The organism is Paenibacillus amylolyticus (genome assembly GCF_001570725.1).
GTDB lineage: Bacteria > Bacillota > Bacilli > Paenibacillales > Paenibacillaceae > Paenibacillus > Paenibacillus amylolyticus_A.
The window spans coordinates 3592875-3617121 of the sequence record NZ_BCNV01000001.1; the positions used below are offsets into that span (position 1 = coordinate 3592875).

24 protein-coding genes and 2 pseudogenes are annotated in these 24247 nt (G+C 42.9%); 9 read left to right on the plus strand and 17 right to left on the minus strand.

Features of this window, described 5'->3' with window-relative positions; genetic code table 11:
• Nucleotides 1-124 precede the first annotated feature (124 nt).
• The 4 genes from nirB to PAHA3_RS15955 all read left to right on the plus strand — a co-directional run bounded on the left by nirB (nt 125) and on the right by PAHA3_RS15955 (nt 4686).
• Nucleotides 125-2554 (plus strand): nitrite reductase large subunit NirB, encoded by a 2430-nt coding sequence (nirB, locus tag PAHA3_RS15940; protein ID WP_062835573.1) that lies wholly within the window; start codon nt 125-127, stop codon nt 2552-2554.
• Between the two features lie 56 nt (nt 2555-2610).
• On the plus strand, nt 2611-2937 hold the full coding sequence (nirD, locus tag PAHA3_RS15945) for a nitrite reductase small subunit NirD (protein ID WP_017687170.1): 327 nt from the start codon (nt 2611-2613) through the stop codon (nt 2935-2937).
• A 49-nt stretch (nt 2938-2986) separates the two neighbouring features.
• The gene (locus tag PAHA3_RS15950) at nt 2987-3769 is read left to right on the plus strand and encodes a formate/nitrite transporter family protein (protein WP_062835574.1); all 783 of its coding nucleotides are present in this window, start codon (nt 2987-2989) and stop codon (nt 3767-3769) included.
• Nucleotides 3770-4056: 287 nt separating this feature from the next.
• Nucleotides 4057-4686, plus strand: coding sequence for a YfbR-like 5'-deoxynucleotidase (locus tag PAHA3_RS15955; RefSeq protein WP_062835575.1), 630 nt, complete (start codon nt 4057-4059; stop codon nt 4684-4686).
• Here the strand turns inward: PAHA3_RS15955 and PAHA3_RS15960 are convergent, their stop codons facing one another.
• Together PAHA3_RS15960 and PAHA3_RS15965 are read right to left on the minus strand one after the other, a co-directional pair.
• Nucleotides 4687-5496 (minus strand): response regulator transcription factor, encoded by an 810-nt coding sequence (locus PAHA3_RS15960; RefSeq protein WP_062835576.1) that lies wholly within the window; start codon nt 5494-5496, stop codon nt 4687-4689. It lies immediately after the preceding gene.
• Nucleotides 5497-5500: 4 nt separating this feature from the next.
• Nucleotides 5501-7420, minus strand: coding sequence for a cache domain-containing sensor histidine kinase (locus tag PAHA3_RS15965; protein WP_235599449.1), 1920 nt, complete (start codon nt 7418-7420; stop codon nt 5501-5503).
• A 138-nt stretch (nt 7421-7558) separates the two neighbouring features.
• Here PAHA3_RS15965 and PAHA3_RS15970 point away from each other — a divergent pair, with 138 nt between their 5' ends.
• The 5 genes from PAHA3_RS15970 to PAHA3_RS15990 all read left to right on the plus strand — a co-directional run bounded on the left by PAHA3_RS15970 (nt 7559) and on the right by PAHA3_RS15990 (nt 12115).
• Nucleotides 7559-8860, plus strand: a complete 1302-nt coding sequence (locus PAHA3_RS15970; RefSeq protein WP_062835577.1) for an ABC transporter substrate-binding protein — start codon at nt 7559-7561, stop codon at nt 8858-8860.
• A 100-nt stretch (nt 8861-8960) separates the two neighbouring features.
• The gene (locus PAHA3_RS15975; protein ID WP_062835578.1) at nt 8961-9833 is read left to right on the plus strand and encodes a carbohydrate ABC transporter permease; all 873 of its coding nucleotides are present in this window, start codon (nt 8961-8963) and stop codon (nt 9831-9833) included.
• Between the two features lies 1 nt (nt 9834).
• Entirely contained in the window at nt 9835-10659 is an 825-nt protein-coding gene (locus PAHA3_RS15980; RefSeq protein ID WP_036668529.1) for a carbohydrate ABC transporter permease, read from the plus strand.
• 61 nt (nt 10660-10720) lie between these two features.
• On the plus strand, nt 10721-11146 hold the full coding sequence (locus tag PAHA3_RS15985) for an Rrf2 family transcriptional regulator (RefSeq protein WP_062835579.1): 426 nt from the start codon (nt 10721-10723) through the stop codon (nt 11144-11146).
• A gap of 111 nt (nt 11147-11257) precedes the next feature.
• Nucleotides 11258-12115, plus strand: a complete 858-nt coding sequence (locus PAHA3_RS15990; protein WP_062835580.1) for an SDR family oxidoreductase — start codon at nt 11258-11260, stop codon at nt 12113-12115.
• A 189-nt stretch (nt 12116-12304) separates the two neighbouring features.
• Here the strand turns inward: PAHA3_RS15990 and PAHA3_RS15995 are convergent, their stop codons facing one another.
• From PAHA3_RS15995 to PAHA3_RS30895, 15 genes and pseudogenes are all read right to left on the minus strand, one after another.
• Nucleotides 12305-12844 (minus strand): RNA 2'-phosphotransferase, encoded by a 540-nt coding sequence (locus tag PAHA3_RS15995; protein WP_062835581.1) that lies wholly within the window; start codon nt 12842-12844, stop codon nt 12305-12307.
• A 42-nt stretch (nt 12845-12886) separates the two neighbouring features.
• Nucleotides 12887-13327: an Imm48 family immunity protein gene (gene imm48 / locus PAHA3_RS16000; RefSeq protein WP_062835582.1), complete on the minus strand. Its 441-nt coding sequence runs from the start codon at nt 13325-13327 to the stop codon at nt 12887-12889.
• Nucleotides 13328-13494: 167 nt separating this feature from the next.
• Complete coding sequence (locus tag PAHA3_RS16005; RefSeq protein ID WP_062835583.1) at nt 13495-14397, minus strand: nucleotidyl transferase AbiEii/AbiGii toxin family protein; 903 nt, start codon at nt 14395-14397, stop codon at nt 13495-13497.
• A gap of 36 nt (nt 14398-14433) precedes the next feature.
• Nucleotides 14434-15015, minus strand: a complete 582-nt coding sequence (locus PAHA3_RS16010) for a hypothetical protein (protein WP_062835584.1) — start codon at nt 15013-15015, stop codon at nt 14434-14436.
• A gap of 79 nt (nt 15016-15094) precedes the next feature.
• Entirely contained in the window at nt 15095-15565 is a 471-nt protein-coding gene (locus PAHA3_RS16015) for a toxin-antitoxin system YwqK family antitoxin (RefSeq protein ID WP_062835585.1), read from the minus strand.
• A gap of 234 nt (nt 15566-15799) precedes the next feature.
• The gene (locus PAHA3_RS16020) at nt 15800-16249 is read right to left on the minus strand and encodes an antitoxin YezG family protein (protein WP_062835586.1); all 450 of its coding nucleotides are present in this window, start codon (nt 16247-16249) and stop codon (nt 15800-15802) included.
• A 214-nt stretch (nt 16250-16463) separates the two neighbouring features.
• Entirely contained in the window at nt 16464-17399 is a 936-nt protein-coding gene (locus PAHA3_RS16025; RefSeq protein ID WP_062835587.1) for a WG repeat-containing protein, read from the minus strand.
• A gap of 447 nt (nt 17400-17846) precedes the next feature.
• Nucleotides 17847-18247: pseudogene (locus PAHA3_RS31225) on the minus strand (Imm3 family immunity protein).
• A 299-nt stretch (nt 18248-18546) separates the two neighbouring features.
• The gene (locus tag PAHA3_RS16030; protein WP_062835588.1) at nt 18547-19023 is read right to left on the minus strand and encodes a DUF6985 domain-containing protein; all 477 of its coding nucleotides are present in this window, start codon (nt 19021-19023) and stop codon (nt 18547-18549) included.
• A 20-nt stretch (nt 19024-19043) separates the two neighbouring features.
• Nucleotides 19044-19142: pseudogene (locus PAHA3_RS29900) on the minus strand (HNH endonuclease); the annotation flags it as partial.
• A gap of 6 nt (nt 19143-19148) precedes the next feature.
• Nucleotides 19149-19280, minus strand: a complete 132-nt coding sequence (locus tag PAHA3_RS31105; protein WP_268801806.1) for a hypothetical protein — start codon at nt 19278-19280, stop codon at nt 19149-19151.
• 559 nt (nt 19281-19839) lie between these two features.
• Entirely contained in the window at nt 19840-20334 is a 495-nt protein-coding gene (locus PAHA3_RS16040; protein WP_062835590.1) for an SMI1/KNR4 family protein, read from the minus strand.
• 26 nt (nt 20335-20360) lie between these two features.
• On the minus strand, nt 20361-20801 hold the full coding sequence (locus PAHA3_RS16045; protein WP_062835591.1) for an SMI1/KNR4 family protein: 441 nt from the start codon (nt 20799-20801) through the stop codon (nt 20361-20363).
• A 9-nt stretch (nt 20802-20810) separates the two neighbouring features.
• On the minus strand, nt 20811-21347 hold the full coding sequence (locus PAHA3_RS16050) for a T6SS immunity protein Tdi1 domain-containing protein (RefSeq protein WP_268801807.1): 537 nt from the start codon (nt 21345-21347) through the stop codon (nt 20811-20813).
• 30 nt (nt 21348-21377) lie between these two features.
• Nucleotides 21378-24104: a polymorphic toxin type 15 domain-containing protein gene (locus PAHA3_RS30895; RefSeq protein WP_235599494.1), complete on the minus strand. Its 2727-nt coding sequence runs from the start codon at nt 24102-24104 to the stop codon at nt 21378-21380.
• Between the last annotated feature and the right edge of the window lie 143 nt (nt 24105-24247).

Below are 24247 nucleotides of genomic sequence, written 5' to 3' on the forward strand. Positions count from 1 at the left end.
GACTCTTCTATCGTTATTAGTGAATTAAATCACATAAACTGTCGTCAACTACTTGTATAATTTCAAATATAAACCACTAAAATTGTTGGTAATGTACAGCGTCTATCCAAGGAGGCATACACACATGAACGGAAAAAAAGAGAAACTCGTTATCATTGGTAACGGTATGGCAGGAATCAGTACGGTTGAACAAATTTTGAAATTAACTTCGCGATTCGATATCACCGTTTTTGGCACAGAGCCCTACCCTAACTACAACCGCATTATGTTGTCCTACGTATTGGAAGGTAGCAAAACATTGGATGACATCGTGCTGAATGATCTCCACTGGTATGAGGATTATGGGATTACTCTCCATACAGGAACAACTGTAGCCCGAATTGATTCGGATACGCTTGAGGTCGTTACGGAAGATGGAAATCGCTTCCCTTATGACAAAATTATCATTGCCACTGGTTCCAACTCCTTCATTCTGCCGGTACCGGGACATGACAAAGAAGGTGTCGTTGGTTTCCGCGATATCGCCGATTGTAATGTCATGCTCGATGCTGCTAAACAGTACAAAAGAGCGGCCGTTATCGGGGGCGGACTGCTGGGTCTTGAAGCTGCCAAAGGTCTGGTACAATTGGGCATGGAAGTTACCGTAGTACATCTGATGCAGGATCTGATGGAGCGTCAGCTTGATCCGCAAGCTTCAACCATGTTGAAGGCCGAACTGGAGCGTCAGGGTATACGTTTCAAAATGGGTGCGCAAACGTCCGAACTACTGGGGGGCGAACGGGTTGAAGGAATTCGTTTTGCCGATGATTCCGTACTGAATGTTGATTTTGTGGTCATGGCTGTGGGCATTAAACCCAATACGACTGTTGCCCGCGAAAGCGGTATGGAAGTGAACCGGGGGATTGTCGTGGATGACTATATGCAGACTTCACTTGCGAATGTGTACTCGGTCGGGGAATGTACAGAGCACCGCGGGGTATGTTACGGCCTCGTTGCCCCATTGTTCGAGCAAGGCATGATTCTCGCGAAACATATCTGCGGTGTCGAGACGGCTCCTTATGAAGGTTCTGTTGTATCCACGAAATTGAAAATTTCGGGCGTGGATGTCTTTTCAACCGGTGAATTCATCGACAGCCCTGAGCACACCGTCATTTCACACAAAGATGACTGGAAACGGACCTACAAAAAAATTCTACTTCGCGATAATAAAATGGTCGGCGCAGTTCTCTTCGGTGACATTACGGATTCTGCCGAATTGCAGAAATTGATCAAACAACAAACCGAAATGACCGAAGAACTGTATGGTTCACTCATGGGTACAGGCTGCGGCGGTCATAAGAAAGCAACATCTGTAGAAACGATGCCCGAGGACGAGATCGTCTGCGGTTGTAACGGGGTCACTAAAGGAACTATTGTCGATGTAATTACAAACCAGGGCCTTACCACTGTAGATGAAATCAAAGCCTGTACCGGTGCAACCCGCTCTTGTGGTGGATGTAAACCGGTTGTGGAACAAATTCTGCAATACGTGCTGGGAGACGGCTTCAGCAGTGGAGCCAAACAGGGAATATGCGGATGTACTTCCATGGGCCGAGATGAGATCGTAGCCGAGATTCGTGAAAAAGGATTACAAACAACCAAAGAGGTCATGAATGTACTGGGTTGGACTCAACCTGAAGGTTGTTCCAAATGTCGTCCAGCGATCAACTATTACCTTGGCATGATTGCACCGGACACACACGAAGATGAGAAGGAATCCCGTTTTGTTAACGAACGCATGAACGCGAATATTCAAAAAGATGGAACATACACGGTTGTACCTCGGATGTATGGCGGGGTGACTACACCAGCAGACCTCAAACGCATCGCTGACGTTTCCGTCAAATATGATGTGAAAGCTGTCAAAGTTACCGGTGGTCAGCGTCTCGACTTGATTGGTGTCAAAAAAGAAGATCTGACTAAAGTCTGGGCTGAACTGGATATGCCTTCAGGTTATGCATACGCCAAATCGCTGCGTACGGTCAAAACATGTGTAGGCTCTCAATTCTGCCGCTTCGGTACACAGGACTCCATGGCCATGGGTGCTCGCATCGAACGTAAATTCGAACGTCTCGATCTGCCAGCCAAGTTTAAATATGCCGTGAACGGTTGTCCGCGGAACTGTGCAGAAGCATGTACAAAAGATATCGGTATCGTAGGTAACGACGGCGGCTGGGAGATCTTTATCGGCGGTAACGGCGGTATCAAAGCACGACTGGCTGATTCCCTGTGCAAAGTGAAAACGGATGAAGAGTTGATCGAACTGTGCGGCGCCATCATGCAATATTACCGCGAGACAGGCAACTATCTGGAACGGACTTCCGAGTGGGTGGAACGCATGGGTCTGGAGCATATTCGCTCGGTGGTCGTGGATAACCTTGAGGAACGTAACGCGTTGATGCAGCGGATTGAATTTGCACTTGAACATGTTGAAGAGCCTTGGCAAAAAGCGATTCGCAATGAGGAAGGCCAAAGCAAAATGTTCCATGGTATCGAAGTATCGGCTCGTCCATAAACAAGCACGCAAGATTAAAACTGGCGGAATGTTAAATAGATAAGGAGTGGTTTAAGATGACGACAAAACAATCAGGCACCTACTTCCCTGCCGGAGTAGTTGAAGAATTCCTGCCACGAATCGGAAGAGTAGTTGAAATCCAGGATCACCAGCTTGCTGTCTTTCTTGCATCGGATGGTACCATCTTCGCTGCGGATAATCACAACCCCCACCCTAAGGGTGGGCCGCTGGCTGAAGGCATCGTGTCCGGGCATTATCTGTACGACCCACTGTATGATTGGAAAATCGACCTGACGACCGGACTTGTGCAAGCACCAGACAACGGTCAAGTACAGATGTATCCGGTGAAGGTAGAAAACGGTCAGGTCTGGATCGAAATATAGCTCCATTGAAACGTTCACAGATTGATGCAAAATAATGGGGGAAACCGTGATGTATACACCAAGTGTTGAGGGAATTATTGAAGCTGCGGTTAAAAAACGGGATCAAATGAACGCAAGCCTGCCACGTTACATGGTTGCTGCCTTGATGGCTGGTGCCTATGTAGGGCTTGGCATCGTTCTGATCTTCAGTATTGGTGCTCCGCTCCTCGCAGCGCAGTCACCACTGCAAACCATGTTGATGGGCATGTCCTTCGGACTCGCGCTCACGCTGGTCATCTTTGCCGGATCGGAACTGTTTACAGGTAACAATATGTTCTTTACCATGAGCACGCTGGCAGGCCGAACCACAGTTAACGACACGCTGAAGAACTGGGGACTCGTCTTTGTTGGTAACCTGCTCGGCGCAATTCTATTAAGTCTACTCATTGTCGGTAGTGGCCTGTTCAAAACGGCTACACCGGAACATCTGTTATTCGTCGTCTCTGCCAAAAAGATGGCCGCTCCCGTATCGGAGTTGTTCTTCCGGGGTATTCTCTGTAACTGGCTCGTCTGTCTCGCAATCTGGATGGCAGCACGTTCCAAAGAAGATATCGCCAAGCTTGTTCTCATCTGGTGGTGTCTGTACGCATTTATCGCAAGTGGCTATGAGCACAGTGTTGCCAATATGACATTACTGTCTTTATCCTGGCTGCTGCCGAACCACCCGGATACAATCACGATGGCAGGCTGGTTCCACAACATGATTCCGGTGACACTTGGTAATATCATCGGCGGTGCCCTCTTTGTCGGCATGGCGTATTGGTATACTTCACCGGTGCGTAAAAAAGCCTAATTTTTGATTTTATTGCACATATGTAGCGTAGGTAACACAACATCTATACACTAAAGCCACGATGGATGCCGAACTCACGTTCAGTCACACATCGTGGCTTTTTATTGTTTGTCGATAAGCTGCTACTCTCTCGTACACCTCCCTTTCATTCTCTCGTCCTTCTATAAAGAGAATTAAAATTCCATTTTACCTTTGACGCTATCCGCGTTAATCCACAGTTGACATAGCTGGCGTATAGTCGATGGATACTCACACATATACTCAACCAGCAAAGGATGATCGCTTATATGGGAATTCACACATACTTCAGGTCACTAAACGATCTTGAACGTATTATTCGTACACCTGGCAAATTCAAATTCGAAGAACACAGCGTGTCCGCCCATTCCTGGAAAGTGGTACAGTACGCCAAAACACTTGCAGATATTGAAGAGCAACATGGTGTCACCATCGATTGGAAGAAGTTATACGAAATCACCAGCAGTCATGATTATGGCGAAATCTTCATCGGTGATATCAAAACACCCGTCAAACATTATTCACTGGAGCTGCGTTCGATGCTGCAAAAGGTGGAAGAAGGCATGGTTGAACATTTTATTAATGAAAATATTCCTGAAGAGTTCCAGCCTATTTTCCGCAGACAGCTGCGTGAGGGCAAAGACCAATCGGTTGAAGGACTGATTCTCGAAGTCGCAGACAAGATGGATCAAGTATATGAAGCCTTTGCTGAGCTCCAACGTGGCAATACGGAGAAAGAATTTATCGTTATGTACCGTTATGCCTTGGTTAAAATCAAAAATATCGACCTCCACTGTGTGCAGTATTTCCTGGAACAGATTCTCCCCGACATGATCGATGAAGGTATTCGCTCCCCGTTTGATATTCGCAAAATAACCGAAGAAGCTCTGGCCCAGTAATCAGCTCAAGTCAACATGGTGCTCATCATCCATGGACAGGGCTTTTTTTCGTTCCTGCAATTGCAGTCGATACTCGCTAGGGTACATTCCGGTTTTGTTTTTGAAAATTCGGCTGAAATAGTGGGAATCACTATAGCCTACCGCTCCGCCAATGGTCTTGATATCCATATTCTCGTGAGTAACGAGCATGCGCTTGGCTTCATTTATTCGCAGGCCTGTCATATATTTCAGCGGAGTCTCCCCTGTTACTTTCTTAAAGCACTTCCCTAGATAGTCCACACTAAAATGCATCTGTCCCGCCATGTCCTGGAGTGTAATCTCATGCATGTAATTCTGCTTCAAATACAGCTTAACAGCCTCTGCAATGTCCTCTGGCTTCACCTGCTCATCCAGTACGGCACTGACATGGGCAAGCGAATCCACTGCACTCCCAAGCTTCAATTCCATCGCATCCAGCAGTGTACGAAGCTGCTCTTCCGACAATGGTTTCAGTAGATAATCCTCCACCTTGTAACTGATCGCCTGTCGTGCATACTCGAATTCATGATAACCACTCAGAATGACAATCTTCACATGCGGGTAGGCAAAATACAGATATTTGGCCAATTCCAATCCGTTCATCACCGGCATCTGAATATCGGTTACAACCAGATCAGGTACGGACTGTTCGATCAGTTGTAACGCTTCCTGACCGTTCCTCGCTTCACCGATCACCTCAAACCGAGTGCCCAGTTCCTTGAATTTGCGTGAGACATTCCGGCGAATCAGGGCTTCATCTTCCACAATAATCGTTCTATATTTGATTGTCATGGGTTCAGTCATGCTCCTTTCGAATGGAACCACCTATGGTAATCTGGACACCGCCGGAAGGCTTGTTCGTAATCTGCATGTGGGCTGCTGTGCCATACCATAATTTCAATCGGACCCATATATTCTTGAGTCCCATGCCGTTAATTTCGAGGTCAGGCATACGATCCCACTCCTGTGACTGTTCAATGTAATGCATGATCTTGGCAAGTGCCTCGGGTTCCATGCCAGGCCCGTTGTCTTCCACGTGGATCTGCCAAGTCTCCTGTACCGTATCCATTTCCCCAATAATGTTCAGTCTCCATGGAGGGGTATCACCCAGTCCATATTTCATGGTGTTTTCGAGTAGTGGTTGTACCATCAGCATCGGAACCTGGATATGTTGCATCTCATCCGGAATATGGAACGCGTAGTGCAGATCATCCTCGAACCGAATCTTCATACACTCCAGATATCGCTCGCAATAATCCAGTTCCTGAGACAGTGGGACCCCGTTCTTACCCGGAGTAGAAATATAACGGAGCATGGATGCAATATGACCACAAAACGCGACAATCTGCTCATTCATGCCTTCTTCCGCCATGATGCTAATATTCGTGATGTTGTTGTAGAGAAAATGCGGGTTCATCTGGGATTGTAACGCCAGTAATCTCGCTTCTGTCTCCTGAGATTTCATCGCCAGCCTGTCCTGAAACGATTGCATAAGCTGTTGATTCAACCGGATAAACGTATCATTCAACTCATCCATCTCCCGGATGGAACCGGGATGATCCAGCTTGAACAAATGCGCCGAAGCCTGACCTGATATCAGATCGTTCTCACCCGTCTTCTGAATAATGCGCTGTAAGCGATGGAGCGGTAAAGTGACCCGTTTGGAGATCAGATACGAGAGAACCAGAATCAGCATGAGAGTAGCTAACGTTGCACCGATAAACATCACAGCCATCCGGTTAAGACTCGCGAAAAGGGACTGCTTCGACTGCATGACAACAACGGTCCATCCCGTCTCCTGTGACGTCATGTACGTCATCATTTGCTTGGAATGATCGAGAGGATCGGTTACTTCTTGCATGGTATCAGGGGGAAATGTACGATGTTGAATCAAGTCCACATCATCGAAATGGCCTGCTTCGGAAGCATCGGCGTCCGACGAAAGCGGATATAACCGTGTATTTTGTTCATCCATCACATAGATGCGAAGCTCATCGTTACTCGCCTGCAGATCATTCAAATGCTGGAACAAGGTTCCGGCATCCTGCAAAATCTCAACGACGCCCTGGCTGACATAATTGCCATCTTTGTATACTCGGGTAAGCGATATGTAGGGTTGATCTGATTTCCCCTCCCCTGTTGGCATGGGCAAAGCTCCTCCCTCTAACAGACGGATCACTCGCCAGCCACTCCGCTCCCAGGTTTCCTTGTACCAAGGTCGCTGAGTCAGATCCACCGACAGTTGCCCGTTGAATGCACCCGCTCCCAGCATCTTACCGTTCACATCATAGATATTGGCCTGCTTGGCTGTATTGGAGCTGCTGATAATTGCCAGAATGACATCAATCAATGTGGTTGTGTCCTTATACAATGCCGGATCACTCGTCAGTGTCCTCTCACTGTCCTCTGCTGGTGCCAAGTAGTGACTGAAGTGTTCTTTTACCAGATTGGAGTAGACGATATTCATGGAGAAGTTGTTCATTTTCACTACTTCCTGATCCAGATTGCCGACAATCGATACCCCCAGTTGTTTCTGCTGTTCTTCACTTCGATGACGAATGTCATTTGCGAGAAAAACATACAGAAGCCCCGCCACAATCAGCGAAAAGATAATAAATACCGCAGAGTAATAGGCAAACAGACTTTGCTGAAGCGTTCCAAATCGATACCGCAATCCCCACACACCTCGTCCTATGATGATATTGGTTACACCCATCGAAAATGTCCACCCAACAGAACGCTTTTGTCTATTGAGCGCATTCGTTCTTCGCAGTAAAGTTATCCACATAAGAATACGCTTACATTAAGCGTTTCGGCAAGTGACAATTTTCTTTATATTCCGGGAGGTTCAATGATGAGAAAACGATTTCTATTTTCGCTTGCAAGTGTGCTCTTGCTCTCCACCCTGCTGCTTGCCGGGTGCAACTCAGGTAAAAGTGCGGAAGGTTCGGGTAAGGTGACACTCACGTTTGGAACAAGCCAATCGGGTATTCCGCGTACAGGCATCATGCAGACGATGGCCAAGGAATATGAGCAGGAGACGGGTGTCAAAATTGACTTTCAGGTCGTTCCTGACGCACAGTGGCGTGACCTGATCAAGGTAAAGCTGGCCTCTGGCGAAGCACCTGACATTTTCAATGTCGATGTGGACCCACTGAGCATGCCGGCCAATGTAAGACCGGAGGAAAATGCCATAGACCTGACCAATGAGGAATTCACAGGTCGGATGTCCGAAGAGATTTTGCCAACTGTCAGTCACAATGACAAGGTGTACGGGGTTTCTTTTGCACCAACGAAAATCTGGTATGTGTACTATAACAAACGTATCTTCGCAGAGCTTGGCATTGAGCCTCCTACATCCTATGCCGAATTCAAGACAATCAGCCAGAAAATTAAAGATAAAGACATCATTCCGTTCTATCAAGCACCTGCCAGCGGGTGGTATCAGGTTCTGCCTTTGTTCGAAACGGGGCCTAACTATGAACAAACGACAGCTGGAACCTATGAGAAGCTGAACAATAATGAGATGAAAGTAGCTGATATGACACAGCTTAAGACGGTCATTGAGCAGTTAAAGGAATTTGCGGATCTCGGTTATTTCGGCAAAGACTTCTTGTCCAATACAGTTGAAGCGGGAATTGAAGCGTTTGGTCAGGAGAAAGCGGCTATGCTGCTGCGGGTGCCAGGTACGGAAAAGGAAGTGTCCGAAGCGTATCCGGAAATGGAAGACAACATGGGATTCTTCGTCATGCCATGGGGTGACAATCAGACGATTGGAGTGAACCCGGGCGGATCGGCTGCGATGTTCGGCAACAAGAACAGTAAACATCCCGAAGAAGTGCTGAAATTCTTCCGTTGGATTACCGAGCATGATCATCTGCAACGTGTGTTCGATGAAGGTGAAGGTAACCTGACGATCTGCTGGCCGGAAATCGAACCGAAGCTGACACAGGATTATATTGATTATGAGAAAAATCATGAAAAAGGTACGGTCATGCAGGCCGCTGTGAAATATATTGATCCACAATGGATGGATATTGGCAAGGACTTGTCAGGGATGTTCGCTGGAGCCATGACACCGGATCAGATTCTGCAAAATATTGATAAACGTCGGGCTGAACAAGCCAAAGTGTTGAAGGATGAAGCGTGGCAATAATAGCGTATCTTTCAGATAAACATAAACGCTGAACAGCGTTACATGCAGCGGGCATTTGCCCGCTTGTGTATTTTGGCAGGAAGGAAAGGTGTTACGGATTATGAATGCGAACAAAATCTATCCCTGGTATTTCTCATCTGGAGCGATTGTGTTATATCTGCTATTCATTGTCGCTCCCGCCCTGCTGGGCATCTATTACTCTTTCACTGACTGGAACAGCTATAGTTCGGAGAAGAACTTTATCGGTCTGGAGCATTTTCGCACTATTCTCGCGGGTGATCCGACCTATCTGCTTTTTATCAAAAATACAGTCCTGTTCACCCTGGTTACATCCATCGCCAAGACCGTTCTGGGCTTGTTTCTGGCTCTACTGTTGGTCAGCGGTGTAAAGGCCGCCAATCTGCACCGGATGATTATTTTCTCCCCGCAGGTGCTGTCGTTTCTGATTGTTGGACTCGTGTTCAAAAGTCTGCTCGACCCCAACAACGGGTTCGTTAACGTGACTCTGCGTTCCATGAGACTAGACGTTCTTGCCCAGAACTGGCTGGGCTCCCTGACCTGGGCCATGCCATCCATTATGGCGGTAGATACTTGGAAAGGCATGGGGTACATTATGGTGCTGTTCATCGCCGGACTGCTCGCCATCCCCCGCGATTACTACGAGGCAGCATCCATTGACGGCGCCGGGTTCGGGCAAAAGCTGTTCCGAATTACGATTCCGATGCTGATGCCTACCATTACGATCGCCACGGTACTTAATATTACGTATGGGCTGAGAGTATTTGATGCCGTATACGTGCTCACTAATGGCGGGCCCGGCAACGCGACGGATGTCATTAACACGGCGGTCTATTCCTCTTTTGCCAAAGGGTATTGGGGACTCGGGAGCGCACTATCCACCATCCTGTTTGTTATCATGGCGATCATCTCCTTCTTCATCATTCGTTTGATGAATCGAAAGGTGGAATACTGATATGCGATTGAGAAAAAGACTGGCTTCGATCGGGTTAAATGCACTCGCCTGGCTGCTTAGCCTGGTGGTCCTGATTCCTTTTGTCGTCATCGTACTGAATTCATTCAAGTCGGACGCCGAGGCCAAAGTGCTGAAGCTGACGCTGCCCGAGAAGTTTATCTTCGAAAATTACAAAATCGTCTATGAACAAGGACACTTGGGAGGTTCCTTTTTCAACAGTCTGCTGCATTCCGGGGCCTCTTCCCTACTACTAGTGTTCGTTGTGGCTTTCTCGGCTTTCACGTTATCCCGTAACCATTCGAGGCTCAGCAAGTTCCTGTACTTCTTCCTGATTCTTGGTATCACACTTCCACTCAACTACATTCCGCTGATGGAAGTGATGAAGTCGATGGGCATGATCAATTCACATGTCGGCATGATTCTGCTCTACACGGCCATGGGCATTCCGATCTCGCTGTTCATTACGTATGCGTTTGTGTCTAACATCCCCAAAGAGCTGGATGAAGCCGCCATCATGGACGGATGTAATGGGATCAAGCTATTCCTGCGAATCATTGTGCCTTTGTTAACCTCGGTGCTAGTGACGGTATTTGTCCTGAATTTCCTGAGTGTCTGGAATGAATTCACTGCTCCACTCTATATGCTCAACACGGTGGAAATGTGGCCGATGACGCTGGCTGTATATAACTTCTTCGGACAATTCAGTGCCCAGTGGAATCTGGTCAGCGCGGATATCGTGCTAACGTCCTTGCCTGTGTTAATTGTGTTCCTCATTGGGCAAAAGTATATTGTAGGGGGACTAACTTCAGGAGCCGTTAAGGGGTAAAAGATCTAGTTGACAACAACTCACTTTGTAACTATTATGGTTACAACGGTGGTGATTATCCATGAGACAAATCAGCAGTCGCTTTTCCATTGCGGTTCATACCCTGTCCCTGATCGCTGTTATGCCGAATGAATGCACCGGAGATGTGATTGCTCAGAGTGTGAGTACGAATCCCGTGATTATCCGGCGGATTATGTCCAAGCTGAAACAAGCTGGCCTGATCGACGTCAGACCCGGTGTGGGCGGTGCTTCCTTGTTGAAAGATCCGGCAGACATAACCCTTCTCGATGTATATCGAGCGCTTGAGGTCGTGGAGGATGGGGAGTTGTTTAACTTTCACAAACATCCCAACCCGAAATGTCCGGTGGGAAATATGATCGAACACACCTTACGTGCCGAACTCATTGAGGCTCAGACAGCCATGGAACAGCGCTTGAACCGTGTAACCATACAGCAGATGATGGATCAAATTCATGTCTCTGAATAAAAAAAGCTCATTGCGAGCTTTTTTTAACCCTTTCGTTGTAATCACACCTGTTATAACACTTTTGATTACAACCATATGCAAACAAAACACATATCCTAGGAGGAAAAGAAGATGAAAATTTTGGTTACTGGCGCAACAGGTCACTTGGGTTCACTGGTCGTAGAGGCATTGTTAAAAACGGATTCTGCGAAGGATTTGGCAGTCAGTGTACGTAATCCGGAGAAAGCGGAAGCACTCCGCGCTCAAGGCGTTGAGGTGCGTCACGGTGATTTCGATCAACCGGAGACGTTGGAGAAAGCTTTTGCCGGTGTAGACCGTCTGTTGCTCATCTCCACCGATGGTGACAATGAAACGCGTATTCGCCAACATCAGACAGCCGTGGATGCTGCCAAGAAAGCAGGCGTGGGCTTCATCGCTTATACAAGCGTTGTGAATGCAGAGAAAAACACCCTGTCCCTGGCTGAAGTACATCGCGCTACAGAACAGGCTATTCGTGAGTCTGGCATTCCTTATTCCCTCTTACGCAATAACTGGTACCTGGAAAATGAAGCAGGCAGCGTACAAGCAGCTACGCAAGGCGCACCTTGGGTTCATGCCACCAACGACAGCCAAGTAGGCTGGGCTACCCGCAGTGATTATGCCCATGCCGCTGCAGCTGTACTTGCAGGTGAAGGACATGAAAATACTGTGTATGAATTGTCTGGCAAACTGCGTACGCAAGCTGAACTGGCTGCCATTGTTGGTGAAGTGCTTGGACAGGAAATCAATGTGCAAAACGTGGACGATGCCGCATACGCTGACATCATGAAAGGTGCAGGTCTACCGGACTTTGTCGTGTCCATGCTCGTTGATATGCAAAGTGCCATTCGTGAAGGTGCACTGGCTGTAGAAAGTAATACATTGGAAACATTGCTTGGCCGTCCGGCTCAGCCACTTAGCGAAGGTATCAAAGCGATTGTAGGCAAGTAAGTTTTGAATATAAAAAAGGGACACACCAACGAATGTTGGATGTGTCCCTTTTTTGGTATAGCTGAAGATCAATATAACGATATAAAAGTTGAATGGATAACTACTATAAACTCAACCCATTCATTTACGACTGCAATTCGATAGGTGTTTGTTAATTTCCACGACAGTTCATCGCTCATTGCTCATAGGTCATGCTTCAAGAATATAACGTGCAGGAATATGATCGGCCAGCCAGATATTTTCGTTTCCATGATAAAAGAGGGTTCCATCTAGGGCCGCTTGAGCAGCATTGATTTTCAAAATGACAGGTTGTTCATCACGTCTTCGTCCCACCTGAGTGGCTGTATCGATATCTGCGGATAGATGTACATATTGCCTTTGCCGCGGCTGTAAGCCATGTTCCATAATGGAATTCACGGCGCGTGCCGGGGTCCCATGGTAAAGGGTTTCCGGTGGCTCAGCAGCTATCTTGGATATCTTATGCGGCGTCGAATGTCCATACAAGGCCCGGATGCGGCCTGAAGAGATCTCATGTCTCTTTTTCTCCGAGGCTTGAATCATCTGCTCCAGATCGTCTTCCGTCACTTCCTTCCACTGCGGACTTTCATGCAAAGCCACCAGCAATTGCGAAATTCCCACCCAACCCTCTTCGTCCAGCTCCAGCTCATACTCCCACGGGGCATGTCGCAGAGCGTATGAGAGTTCCTTGCTTAATTTCATCAGATCCAATGCGATCACTCCCCAAATCTAATAAAACTCAATAAAACTCGTCTATTGCTGCGATTGAACCGCTGTTAAAATCTCCTGAATGTTGCGGGCCAGCCCTTCATCATCTTCCTGATTGAATTGATGGTGTCCATCGATCCCGCGATGAATAATGGTGTTCATCACTGGATGAACTTCACGGTCGGAAGCCACCCGAATCAGGTCATCCGCAAAATCGACCGCCTGCTGTTCACTGTAGTTAAACGGTTTAATCAGCATCCGGATACTCAGTGCATGCGCCTGCGGCTCCGCCAGCTGATCCCGATGCGTGATGCCGTACACCGCACCAAAACCAAAAGCAGCCATCACCTGACGCTCCAGTTCTGTCGTCTGTTCCAAAGGCGTACCAATCAGCTCACACATTTTGTCCACCATCTGCTCCAGCTCGTTTGCCGCCGCAGCCAGAATTACGTCATTAATATCGTCAGCGTTGATAAATTCAGTCATATTGGTTTTCTCCATTTCTGAGCCGTATTTAATCCATCTCTCAGACTCTATGAGAACATTGTATCGGACATAGGGTGTTCCTTTCAAATCCATTTGTGCATAAAAGGCGAAGTGAATGCTTCCGAATCAGCTTTCTGACAGAAAGCTATTAGCTCCGCTTAAAATCTCTATTTATGCGTAGAGCAGTTTGGTAACTGTTCATATGCGTCATTGTTAATCCCGGCGTGGTTCATCGTTTGGCGCAGCTCCGAAACAAACTCCATAAAATAGACTTCAGGACTGCGGCTTCCGGCATAATACTGCAGGTCATAATCGTAATTAAACCTCGAATACACATCATGCAGATCGTCAACTAGTACCTTTTTCATATCCGTCATTGTGATGGCCGGGTCCATACTGCACTCGTTGACCAGGGTCTGTAATGTCTCTTTTAGCGCCTGCTGATCGTAGGACGGGTTAGACAACAGATGCTGCAAATCGTACAGATCTTTGAACCGTGGCCTCACTATCGTTTGATGCAGTTTCCATGCAATTTGGATGGAGAGTGGTACGGTATGAGGAACGACAAAAGCCTCTCCAACTAGAGGTTGGTACGATAGAGCAACAGACTTTTCATTCAAGTCGAGGTTAAAGGATATATCCAGATGCAGCTCATCGTCATCTTCATACACATTTTCGCTCCTTGGTTCACTATCAATATAAAAGGCAAGTTCCGTGTTCACCGTAGGGAAATCATCCGCCATCGCATAGTCTATTCTGCGCCAGAAGGCATTCTCCCGAAAGCTTCGGAATACGATACCGTCATTCAGATCCATCTCCGTTACTCGGATCATCCAGTCTGTAAATATTTCATTGGCCTGATCCTCAGTCTCAATTCGACCTGTATACAGAAAGTCGATGTCGTCCACATAACGAACATTGGGATTCTCCAAATACTGTCTTGTCAATAAGCTTCCTTTTAATACAAATGGACTATTCACCAGAGAGGCACGCTTCAATAGCGCTTCCAACACAACAATGAATCTCTCATCCTCATTCAAGGTATGTAATTGTACACTTTTTCCGGACATCGTTCTCCTCCTCCATTCATCGTACTCAACTTCTGATTAGATCCATCCACGATCCAGTTCTTCCCGGCTGTCATAGATGCACAGTTCGTATTGCTGTTTTAACAGTTCGATCTTGTTCATTTGCAAAATGTCATGTATTTCTCCCACTCTACGATAAAACTGTTCTGCACTTTCATATTCCCGGACGGTTACGAATCTCACTTTCCCATCTGCATTCAGCGAGTTCCGTGAGATATGTCCGCCTGAGTCGGCGCATAACTGCTTCAACGTGCCCACATCATCAACATAAACTTTACCGTGCCATTCAAAATAAGGCTTGGACTGCGCCAGCATCGGCTGATTAAAATACGTCTCTTCCTTAGCCGGAATTTCCACCTTCGTCCGAACAACTGTGAATCCGTTATCCCGAAACTTCGCGGCAACCTCTTCAATAACATTCTTCACTTCTTCATAATCCGAGCTATGTACAATGCCAGTGATCATTGGTTGATTAATATATTCACCTTGGTCCAAGACGATTAACACGGGTTTCACGTGCTCTTCATTACAGATGTTAATAAAATTTTCCTTCTCATTCTGCTTCAGATCACTCATGGTTACATGATATTCAAATTCCATCGGGTCACTTCCTCATTGGATCAACATATACAACCTAATGCAAATGCCTTTTTATTTTTTCTTGAATATATCTATTATATTATCTTCCATCTTGTCCAACCCATGCGTCATACTTATCTATCATTTCTTTTTCAAAATCACTTGGCTCAGTTTTTTCTGTTAATAACAGTCCATTTGCATCCCACTCTTTGTATATTAGCTTGAATCCGTATTTGTATTCTGCAACTGATTTTATATTGCCATCCTTATACCAACAATTAGATTTCCCATGTACAACGCCCTTAATCATTTGTTGGAAACTTACCGCTTTGCCGTCTTCATAAAATTCTACATAATTCCCCTCCGACAAACCATTTTTATAATAACTGTAATAAGCCATATTACCATTTTTATATCTTTCATATAAAAGACCTGATATTGGATGACCACCGTCTTCTATAGGTTTATCAAATACTTCTTGCCCATACTTTCCAGAAAAACAAACCTCTCCTTCAAATTCTATCCCTTCTAACAACACCTCTTCTATAGAAAGAAGATTATAATCCAACATCTTCAAATCACCCCTTGTCTTGTTGACTAATTATCTTTTTTACTCAAATTATATTTAATAAAATGGATAAATCCATTAAAAAATGTTGCATTAGACTTTCTAACAATCTGGGATATAATTTAACTTTGAAAAGAACACAAGAAAACGAAGATAACTACAAGGTTAATTATGGTTCAGAAAACCAAAATCGACTTATATGTAACGCAATTGCTTTAAATCAGGTTAATTTTACAGCTATTTATTATGACTATTTAAATAATTTTTTACGAACTGTTTATTCTTTTCTTTTTCAGGAAGCAAACCTAAATATTTATACTCAAAAATCATTTGTCTTTGAGTTGGGGTTAACTCTGAAGCTATTACGTCTTCATAATCATAATGAATTTTTAACTTACCTGGATGCTTTAATGTTAAGGTTAAATTTGTCCACGCCTCTTGATCATTGTCTATAAAAATTTGTCTTAATTCTTTAAATTTTGTTTGTAATTCTAATAATAAGTTATCGTATTTTTTTTCACTCAGTCTATATTTTTCAGGAATATCATGAGAGTATATGAACTCATCATTCTCAGAAGTGTTGAAATAAAAGTATACCTCTCTAGATCCATCTAGTATTTCGGCGTACAAGTAAATCTCATTCCAGTTACCACTAGGAATCATACTTAGAATATGCTCTGCTATCATGGGATAAGAGGATCCATCGGTTGCTCCATTATTCCTCTAACCTCCAATTTAATTCTCTATTTTAATTTTCTTTGTCCTGCTCCATCTATCGAGTACTCTACTATTAAACTATCATTGATCAAACACATTTACATATAAATTCAAAATATGGATATCGTTCTAACACCAATTCTAGTACTTGTTTTCTATTTTCCACTTTGAACAAAACCTCCGTTTACCAAAGATTAAAATTTCTGGGTTTGAATACCCATTTTCCTCCTTCATCCACATAGCCCCATTCTCCATTAAATGTAACACAGCCAAGGTTATTGTAAAAAGAATCAGCTGTTGTAAATATATTTTTAATAATATAATTTCCATTTTTGTTAATGTACCCATACATATCCTTACTTTCAACTGGTGCTAAATTATTTTGAAATTCACCTACACTTTGAAATTTATCTTTGATAACCCTACTCCCCGAGTGATCTATAAATCCCCATTTTCCATTTGCTTTTAATTTGAATCCCCCTAATCCTTCAGAAAAACTTGAAACTTGATAATACTCAGGTTGTATAAGAAACTCCCCTTGTTGATTAATAAAGCCATAGAATTCACCGTCCACTGAGGCTTCAGCTAATCCCTCTGAAAAATTGGATACTGAATTAAATTGATAATCAATTTTCAGCTCACCTCTATCATTTATAAAACCAAATTTTGTCCCTTGCTTTACTAATGCCAATCCATTTGAAAATGTACCCATAACATCAAAAATAAGATCTATAATAATTTCACCAGATACCCCAAAAACACCCACCTTCTTATTTTTCTCCGCTATAACTGAAAGCCCCGGATTTATTCCATGTATCCTATCGAAGATCCGTTCTATTACAAACTCTCCTTGCTTATTAATACATCCATACTTTCCTTTATAATAAACCAATGCTAAGCCATGTTCGAAGTCCCCTAGAAAGTCAGCACTCAATTCAATGACCCATTCGTTTTCAGTATTTATATATCCTTCCTTATCATCGAACGTCCAAACATATGCTAAACCTTCACAAAAATTGTTTACAGCCTTATAAGAAGGCTCAATTATAATGTCACCTTGTTTATTAATAAAACCATACTTCTCATTTATTATAATTTTATATAGAATATTATCCTTCATTTTATAAATTCTCCCATTAATCTTTTTTTTATCACTGCTAATGCATCATAACTAAAAAGGCCGACTTGACAAAGAACGCACCCAACCATCTTAAGCTCTTCTACCTTTGTCTTACAGGGGATAATATGTATAACAAAAGGATTAAATCCCATTCTGCTGCAACTTCTAAGTGATACTATGTTTTCCCTAAACTAGATATGGTCTTCTTCCAATCATTAGGTACTTTATACGAACCCATCTCTTCTTCGTTCTATAAACTTTGCTTGCACTCCATTTGATGATTTGCCTTTTAACTAGCTGTCCCGCTTATTCGGACTGACGCTTTTCATCCCCCCAAAATAGGAAACTTTAAAGCTTTTATAGGAACTATCACATTGTGGCTTTGTACACTGTAAAGAATATCTGTGCAATCACAAATAAAATGAATCAACAACATTACTACCAATTCTAATCTAGTATAGTTGTTACAGTCTTCTGTTCAATATTCTCTAATATTACCTTTCTTCGTGTATTAAGATCGTTAAATTGTTCTAAAGACAACTTATCCTTTAGTTGATGTAGACTCAAACCTTTCAATTCTTTTAACAAATACTCTTTAGATTTATGAAACACCTCTACATGCGTTAATAATATCTCACCGTAAGCTATAACTATTATAGATTTTTCAAAATACCGAGATTCATTGTTGTTTCAAATTCGCTAAGTGTTCTAGATAATGCTTTAGTGCCACTCATATTTTCTAACTTAAACTCATTGTATGTTTCATTTACTGCGTCAAACAATTCCTCGTATTCCCAGTGCACATAAATACCTCCACTAATTTTTTGGAATAACAGGGATGCCCCCATTATGAATAATTCAATTGTTATATTCACATACTTCGCCTTAAATTAACTTAAAATTCAAGCGTTGATTGCGTACAAACAAAATGAAGAAATCTCTATACAGATACTACATGGGTTAAGTATGAGATTAGTTGAATGATGGCTTCATTCGTCACTGGGTGAGGGTTACTTCATTAACCGCCGCCATCTATATTAGAGAATGAAAAAGACCAAACAGGGGCGGCTAACTCGCATTGTGGCATTGTACGGTCTTGTTGCTGGGGTTATAAACCAAGTTTACACTAAGTCTTTGACAGAACCTGTTAAAGTACAATATCTTGAAGACCCACTTCTACTACTTCTTCATTTTCAACACTAATACCTAATCCATGTTCTTGTTCCCAAGTGCAATCACATAATATACCTACTCTTCTTATACCATCTTCGAAATCATATCTTATTAGCAAACCTATAGGCGTAACAAGTCTCCCTAACTTGTCTATTGATGAAATCTTTGGAGCAATTTTTTCAACTTCTTCACAATCACTTTGCATTGCTCGATAATCTTCATAATTTTCTAAATAATACTCTAAAATCTTATATTCGCTTTCCTTTACTATGCTAGGCATATTCGCTTTGAATTGCGAAAAAGCATCCCGTTGATTCGGAGTAATTTCCTCATTCTCTTCGCCACAAATATTCAAAAGTATTTTTTGGTTTTTCCTAAACATAGTTATCTCTGTCGTCCCTATCCATAAATCTTCATAAACAATTTCTCCAAACAACTCATCTTTTTTCATTTTTAGAGTATCGTCCTTTCTTATTTAACTTCATTTACACCACCAAGGTGTCCAAATTTAGAATTAACACTACTCGGAACCAATTGTATGGTTTTTCCATCATTAAGTTCATGCCAAGTATACCCTTAAATGTCTGGCGTTCTTACCCTTAGATTTCCATCGATCATCGTTCCGTTCTCTATTAAATCGCGTTGCATTTCATAATCGTAGATCATCTCTACGAATTTCTCATCGCTAATGGTTTGTAAATCAACCATGTCAGATGTTTCTATTACTATTCCCTTAGAGAGAGCGTACTGACAATTGAGAAATTTCCAGAAGAAAAGAAGAAAACGAGTCAATCATGGTGTTCCTTATTTAAGTTATAAAATTTAAGCATTTGATGTGCGTACAACCGAAATGACTAAATCTTTATACGGGTCTTACATGGGTTATATGTGTTATTGGTTAAATGATGGGTTCATTCGTCATTGGGTGGGATCTTTGATGGAGATCCACCACTTACATTTGTATTATTTAGCATATAGTGGCGGATAATCAAGAACTACAAAACGCGGTTAGGTCGCATTGTGGTGGTGTTTGTTGTATTGTTCGATCTTATTGTAAGTTGTTTAATAATCCGAACAAATCCATAAATTAATCAAATTGTCCAGTACTGTTTCGGACATTCGTAAAAGGTGCGTGATCTTTCACGAAGAACTGACAATTTATTTAGAAGTCTTTTCTCACAAAAAGACCAATCCCACCTTAATAATTCTGATGGAATAGGCCTTATAATTTGCAACATCTAATTTTTGAAATTATTAACGATTATTCCTACGTCTGAGAAACAAATAAACTATCCAAAAGGTCAGTGAAACTTTCTGTGATCAGTCTGATATGTTCTTCCTCTAGAGGAAGTTTCTTTTCAATATAATTGTCATAATCCATATCGAAATGATATACACTCCCTTTATTAGGTCCTTGTACTACAATACAAACTAAATTATTCCTCGGTGTCTCACCTATTGGATAATAAATTCTCGATAAAATATTTGCTTCTGTGTACAGACGATACTTTTGTTCTGAATTATTATTTAAATTATTAGACAAAGGAAAAAACATCAAAATAGAAGACTCTATTTCACCTTCTTTTTGGTCATCATTTGTAGTAAATCTCCTTCTAGTACCAGTTTTTCCACCATTCTTTAACATTAAAAATTTCTTATAATCATCAGGGAAAATCATATTATACTTCTTCTCGACTATCTCAATCTCCTGAAGACTTACAGGAGGATATGAACTTTTAATAATATTTTCATCTATATCCATACTTATCTACCCACCTATTAAGAAAGTCAATAAAATTCATCGCTGGCCTCATGTAATGTTTCTAAGAGCTCAGAAAAACTGTTACATACCTCAGTAATGGAGTCCTCACCAAATTCTTCATTGTTAAGAAATACAACTAAAGGTGAATTTTCACTTTTTCGGTAATCAAAGCAAAGCTGATTGCCAAAAGGATCTGTTCCAAATGGAAATATCCCTTTTGGCATGAAATCACTTATAAATTCATAAACTACAACAATATTAGGCTCACTTGTAAAGCTTAGTAAATGGTCAAAAACTCCCTCTCCTCCATCATCATAGGAAAATATATTTGGTACAGGATGCCCACCATTATAGTTTTTAACACATTCTCTATAGTCATCAGGAAATTGTATACCATATTTTTTTTCAACCTTATTAATTATATCTTCACTAATATCTCCAACCGTGCGTTCCCAAATTATCCCCATTTTTTATTTTCATTCCATTGGTCCCATAAAATGATTGATTATATATATATGCTCAATAAATTTAACTTTTTTTAAATTCTCAACTTTCTCTGCTCCACCTAATCCTAAAAGAGGAACATAGCCAAAACATTCATCGTAAGCAGGCTCTCCATATTTTTCAAACGCTTCAAGATAGGGAGACCAGTCAAGAGCTTTATTCAAAAAATATTCATCACTTATGTCCCCAAAAAAGTACTTAAAATTTTTCCCTATAACATTTACTTCATGCTTTCTGAAGTTAAGCGCCATTAAGTATCCATCTTCCCAAATCAATATATCTCCCATTGCTGTTGTAAATAGAGGAATTGCTAATTTTGCTCGACTGTAGGTATCCTGTAATAATTCTAAATACTGATCAGGATTAATAATTTTCAGATATCCATTGGAAAGACTACCCAGTCCATATTCCTTCCATACTTCAATTAGTTGAATAGGTATTACAGATTGGTACTTCTCAATGACGTTTGTAGGCATGTCCTCTTTAAAAACAAAATTTGAAATGTTCACCGTGTGTCCCCCCCACTTTACTCCAGTAACTTAATATTTAAATAGGTTGTCTTTCTTTCTTTCTTCTTCTGTCATATTCTTAGTAATTTCTCTAATCTGTCTATCCAAATCTTTTATCCTGTTCTTCCATTGAGATCCAAGAGAAGAATTGATTCTTATATCTCCTAGACCGCCTATATTGTCAGGATATCCACCCGCAATTTGATCTGGATTATGAAGGGCAGCTTTCCCCTTGATCCATTCATTTGCTTTCTTTTCAGCCTCTTCAAATGAGAATCCTTCATTACGTAGTTCATCTATTTTATCTTGTAAAGCTTTCTTACGAGCAAGTTTTTGAGCGGCATCCCCCTCTAAAGCTCTACCATCTCTTAGATATCTATCTCTATTTTTCAAAAACTCATCTATTGTTAATTGATTTATCCCTTCTTCTTGATCTTTCAATTGTCTTTTAAACTCAGCACTATCATGTTTAGGATTTCTTTTAAAGATTATTTTAATTTCAGGAATTCTTGATATAACAACTTGATTACGAATAACATTTCCGCTCTCTTTTGATGAGTTAGATTGATCAGTTTTTTCTGTAGGCTCTAGTTTACTTTTATCTGCTCCAGACGCTTCTTCCTTATTGTTTGGTTTATAATTATTCTTCGACGTGTCTAAGTCCTTATCCTTCCCTTGCTGCTCCGTCGATTCATTCGGCTTCGTTTTGGTTTCTTTTCCCTTTTTGCGTTTATCCTTTTTCTTCGATGAATCTTGTTTCCACTGATTATGATTGTTGGGAATCTGATTATCTTTCTTGTTAGTGCTTGATGAATTTGTTCCTTCACTCTCGCTCGACTTTTTCCCTGTACCTGTATTTGATCCTGCAGTATCCTGTTCTCCGGATGTTTGGGTCTTCTTACTGGTATTCGGAGTCGGATCCTCTATCTTTCCACTACTTGATGGCCCTGTTTCTTCACCATTGTCATGCTTCTTCCCTGTACCTGAACTTGAACCTGTACTATCCGTTTCACCCGATGATTTGGACTTCTTACTAGTATTCGGTGTCTGACCCATTTTCTTGCCACTGCTTGGTGAGTTTGTGCCTTCACCGTCGCCATGCTTCTTCCCTGTACCTGGACTCGATGCAGTTGCATCCGTTTCACCTGACGATTGCGACTTCTTACTGCTGCTCGGGGTCTGATTCGGTTTCTTGCCATTGCTGGAGGAACTTGTTCCTGCCCCATCGCTTGACTTATTCCCAGCGTTCGAGCTTGTTTTCCCTCCGGAACCCACTTCCCCGGCATTACCCGACTCTTTGGGCTTGTTTTTTCCCAAGTTGCCCCAAGACTGAAACCGGATGACCTGGCTCTCTTTATAATAATCGCTGACGGCTTTAACAATCACATCTTTTGACTTTTTCACAAATGTCTTTGTTTTACTTGTAGCCGGTTTGTCTGTCGTCGTTGTTCCTTTAGAAGCAGCACTTGGAGAACCTGTTGTTCCTGGATGGTCTGAGGGTTCAGGTACACCTGAAGAACCCTTTTTCGTGCTTACTCTGCCCGTAAATCCATTGAACTCCCCGTCCAATCCTTTCATAGTCATCTCGTGTTGCTCGAATTCACCCATCAGAGTAGATAATTCTTCTTCGCTCATGGGAGCCATAATTCGCCGGGCAAGATACTTCTTCTGTTCGACCGTCAGATTCTGTTTCTGCCAGTAATTATAGTCACCCATTTCCTCGGCGGTGATGTCAATTCTTCCGATATCTCGAGCAATACCGTTATGATAAGGGTTGAAAAAGAGTTCATATTTAATGTCATTCTGCTTCACATCCCCATAATACACGAGTGCTTCCTTCAACTCTTGGTCAACCTGTTGATGAGCCCAATGCTCCCTCGTATAGCCTGGAATCTGATAATACATCTGGCTAATTTCCTTTTCCTGCTGATGCAGTTTCTTCACAAAATCCATAAAGGAAGTAGCCGTGCTTAAATCTCGAGCTACTGAGACAACTTTACCAAATAATTGGTGCTTATAAGCCTCTTCTTGCTGCATCTTGCCCACGAAATCACCATTCAGATGATTCAGAAGTTGTAGGGACGAAGGCTTAAAGGATCCTACACTTGGGATGTTCCCGATCAAGCCGATTGCTGCAGCGCCAACGACAACGGCCTGTGCCGTAATGGCTGGTGCACCTCCAAGCATACCCAAAACGGGGATCATGCCCGCCATGGCAACCGCTGCACCAAACAGGGAGACCTCCTTCATGTTAACCACGGAAGGCTGCATAGCAGCTGCTTGAGCTGCCTCATATTGTTCAAGCAGAATAAGGGGCGGCTCCGGCTCCGGCGGCAAATCAGCTACCACGACCGGTGCCTTATGGCTACCTTCCTGTTGGAGCAGTCCAGCACGAACATCAGCTTGTCCATCCAATATATAGCTGCTTCCTCCGCCAAGAAGCCAAATTGCTTCAGGGGCGGTTGCTTTAATCTGACCTGCTTTAAGTGATAGACTGCCACCCTGAATCGAGATGTTACCTGCACTCTGCATCATTACACCTTGGTCATTCAGTGTGATGACTAATCCAGCTCTAGCCTGTACGGTCACCTCATCCGATGACATACCAATAGATGGTCCGTCAGGATGGCCCCACAGTTTGTGTTGCGTTCCACCGGAAACCGAACGCTTGCTTTCGGGTACTGCATGACGAATATAAGCCTTGGACTCGCGACTTCCGGGAATGTACAGTTCTACCGTGTCACCAAGCTCTGGCATCAAGAGCAGATAGATCGTGGTTTTCGCATATGATGATCTTCTAGCATCATACGATGTGCAGTGATGTGCAACCTGGACTCCATTCTGTTTATCCAAATCTTTAGTCATTTTTCTTATTGCGTTTCACTGAATATAATTCTTAA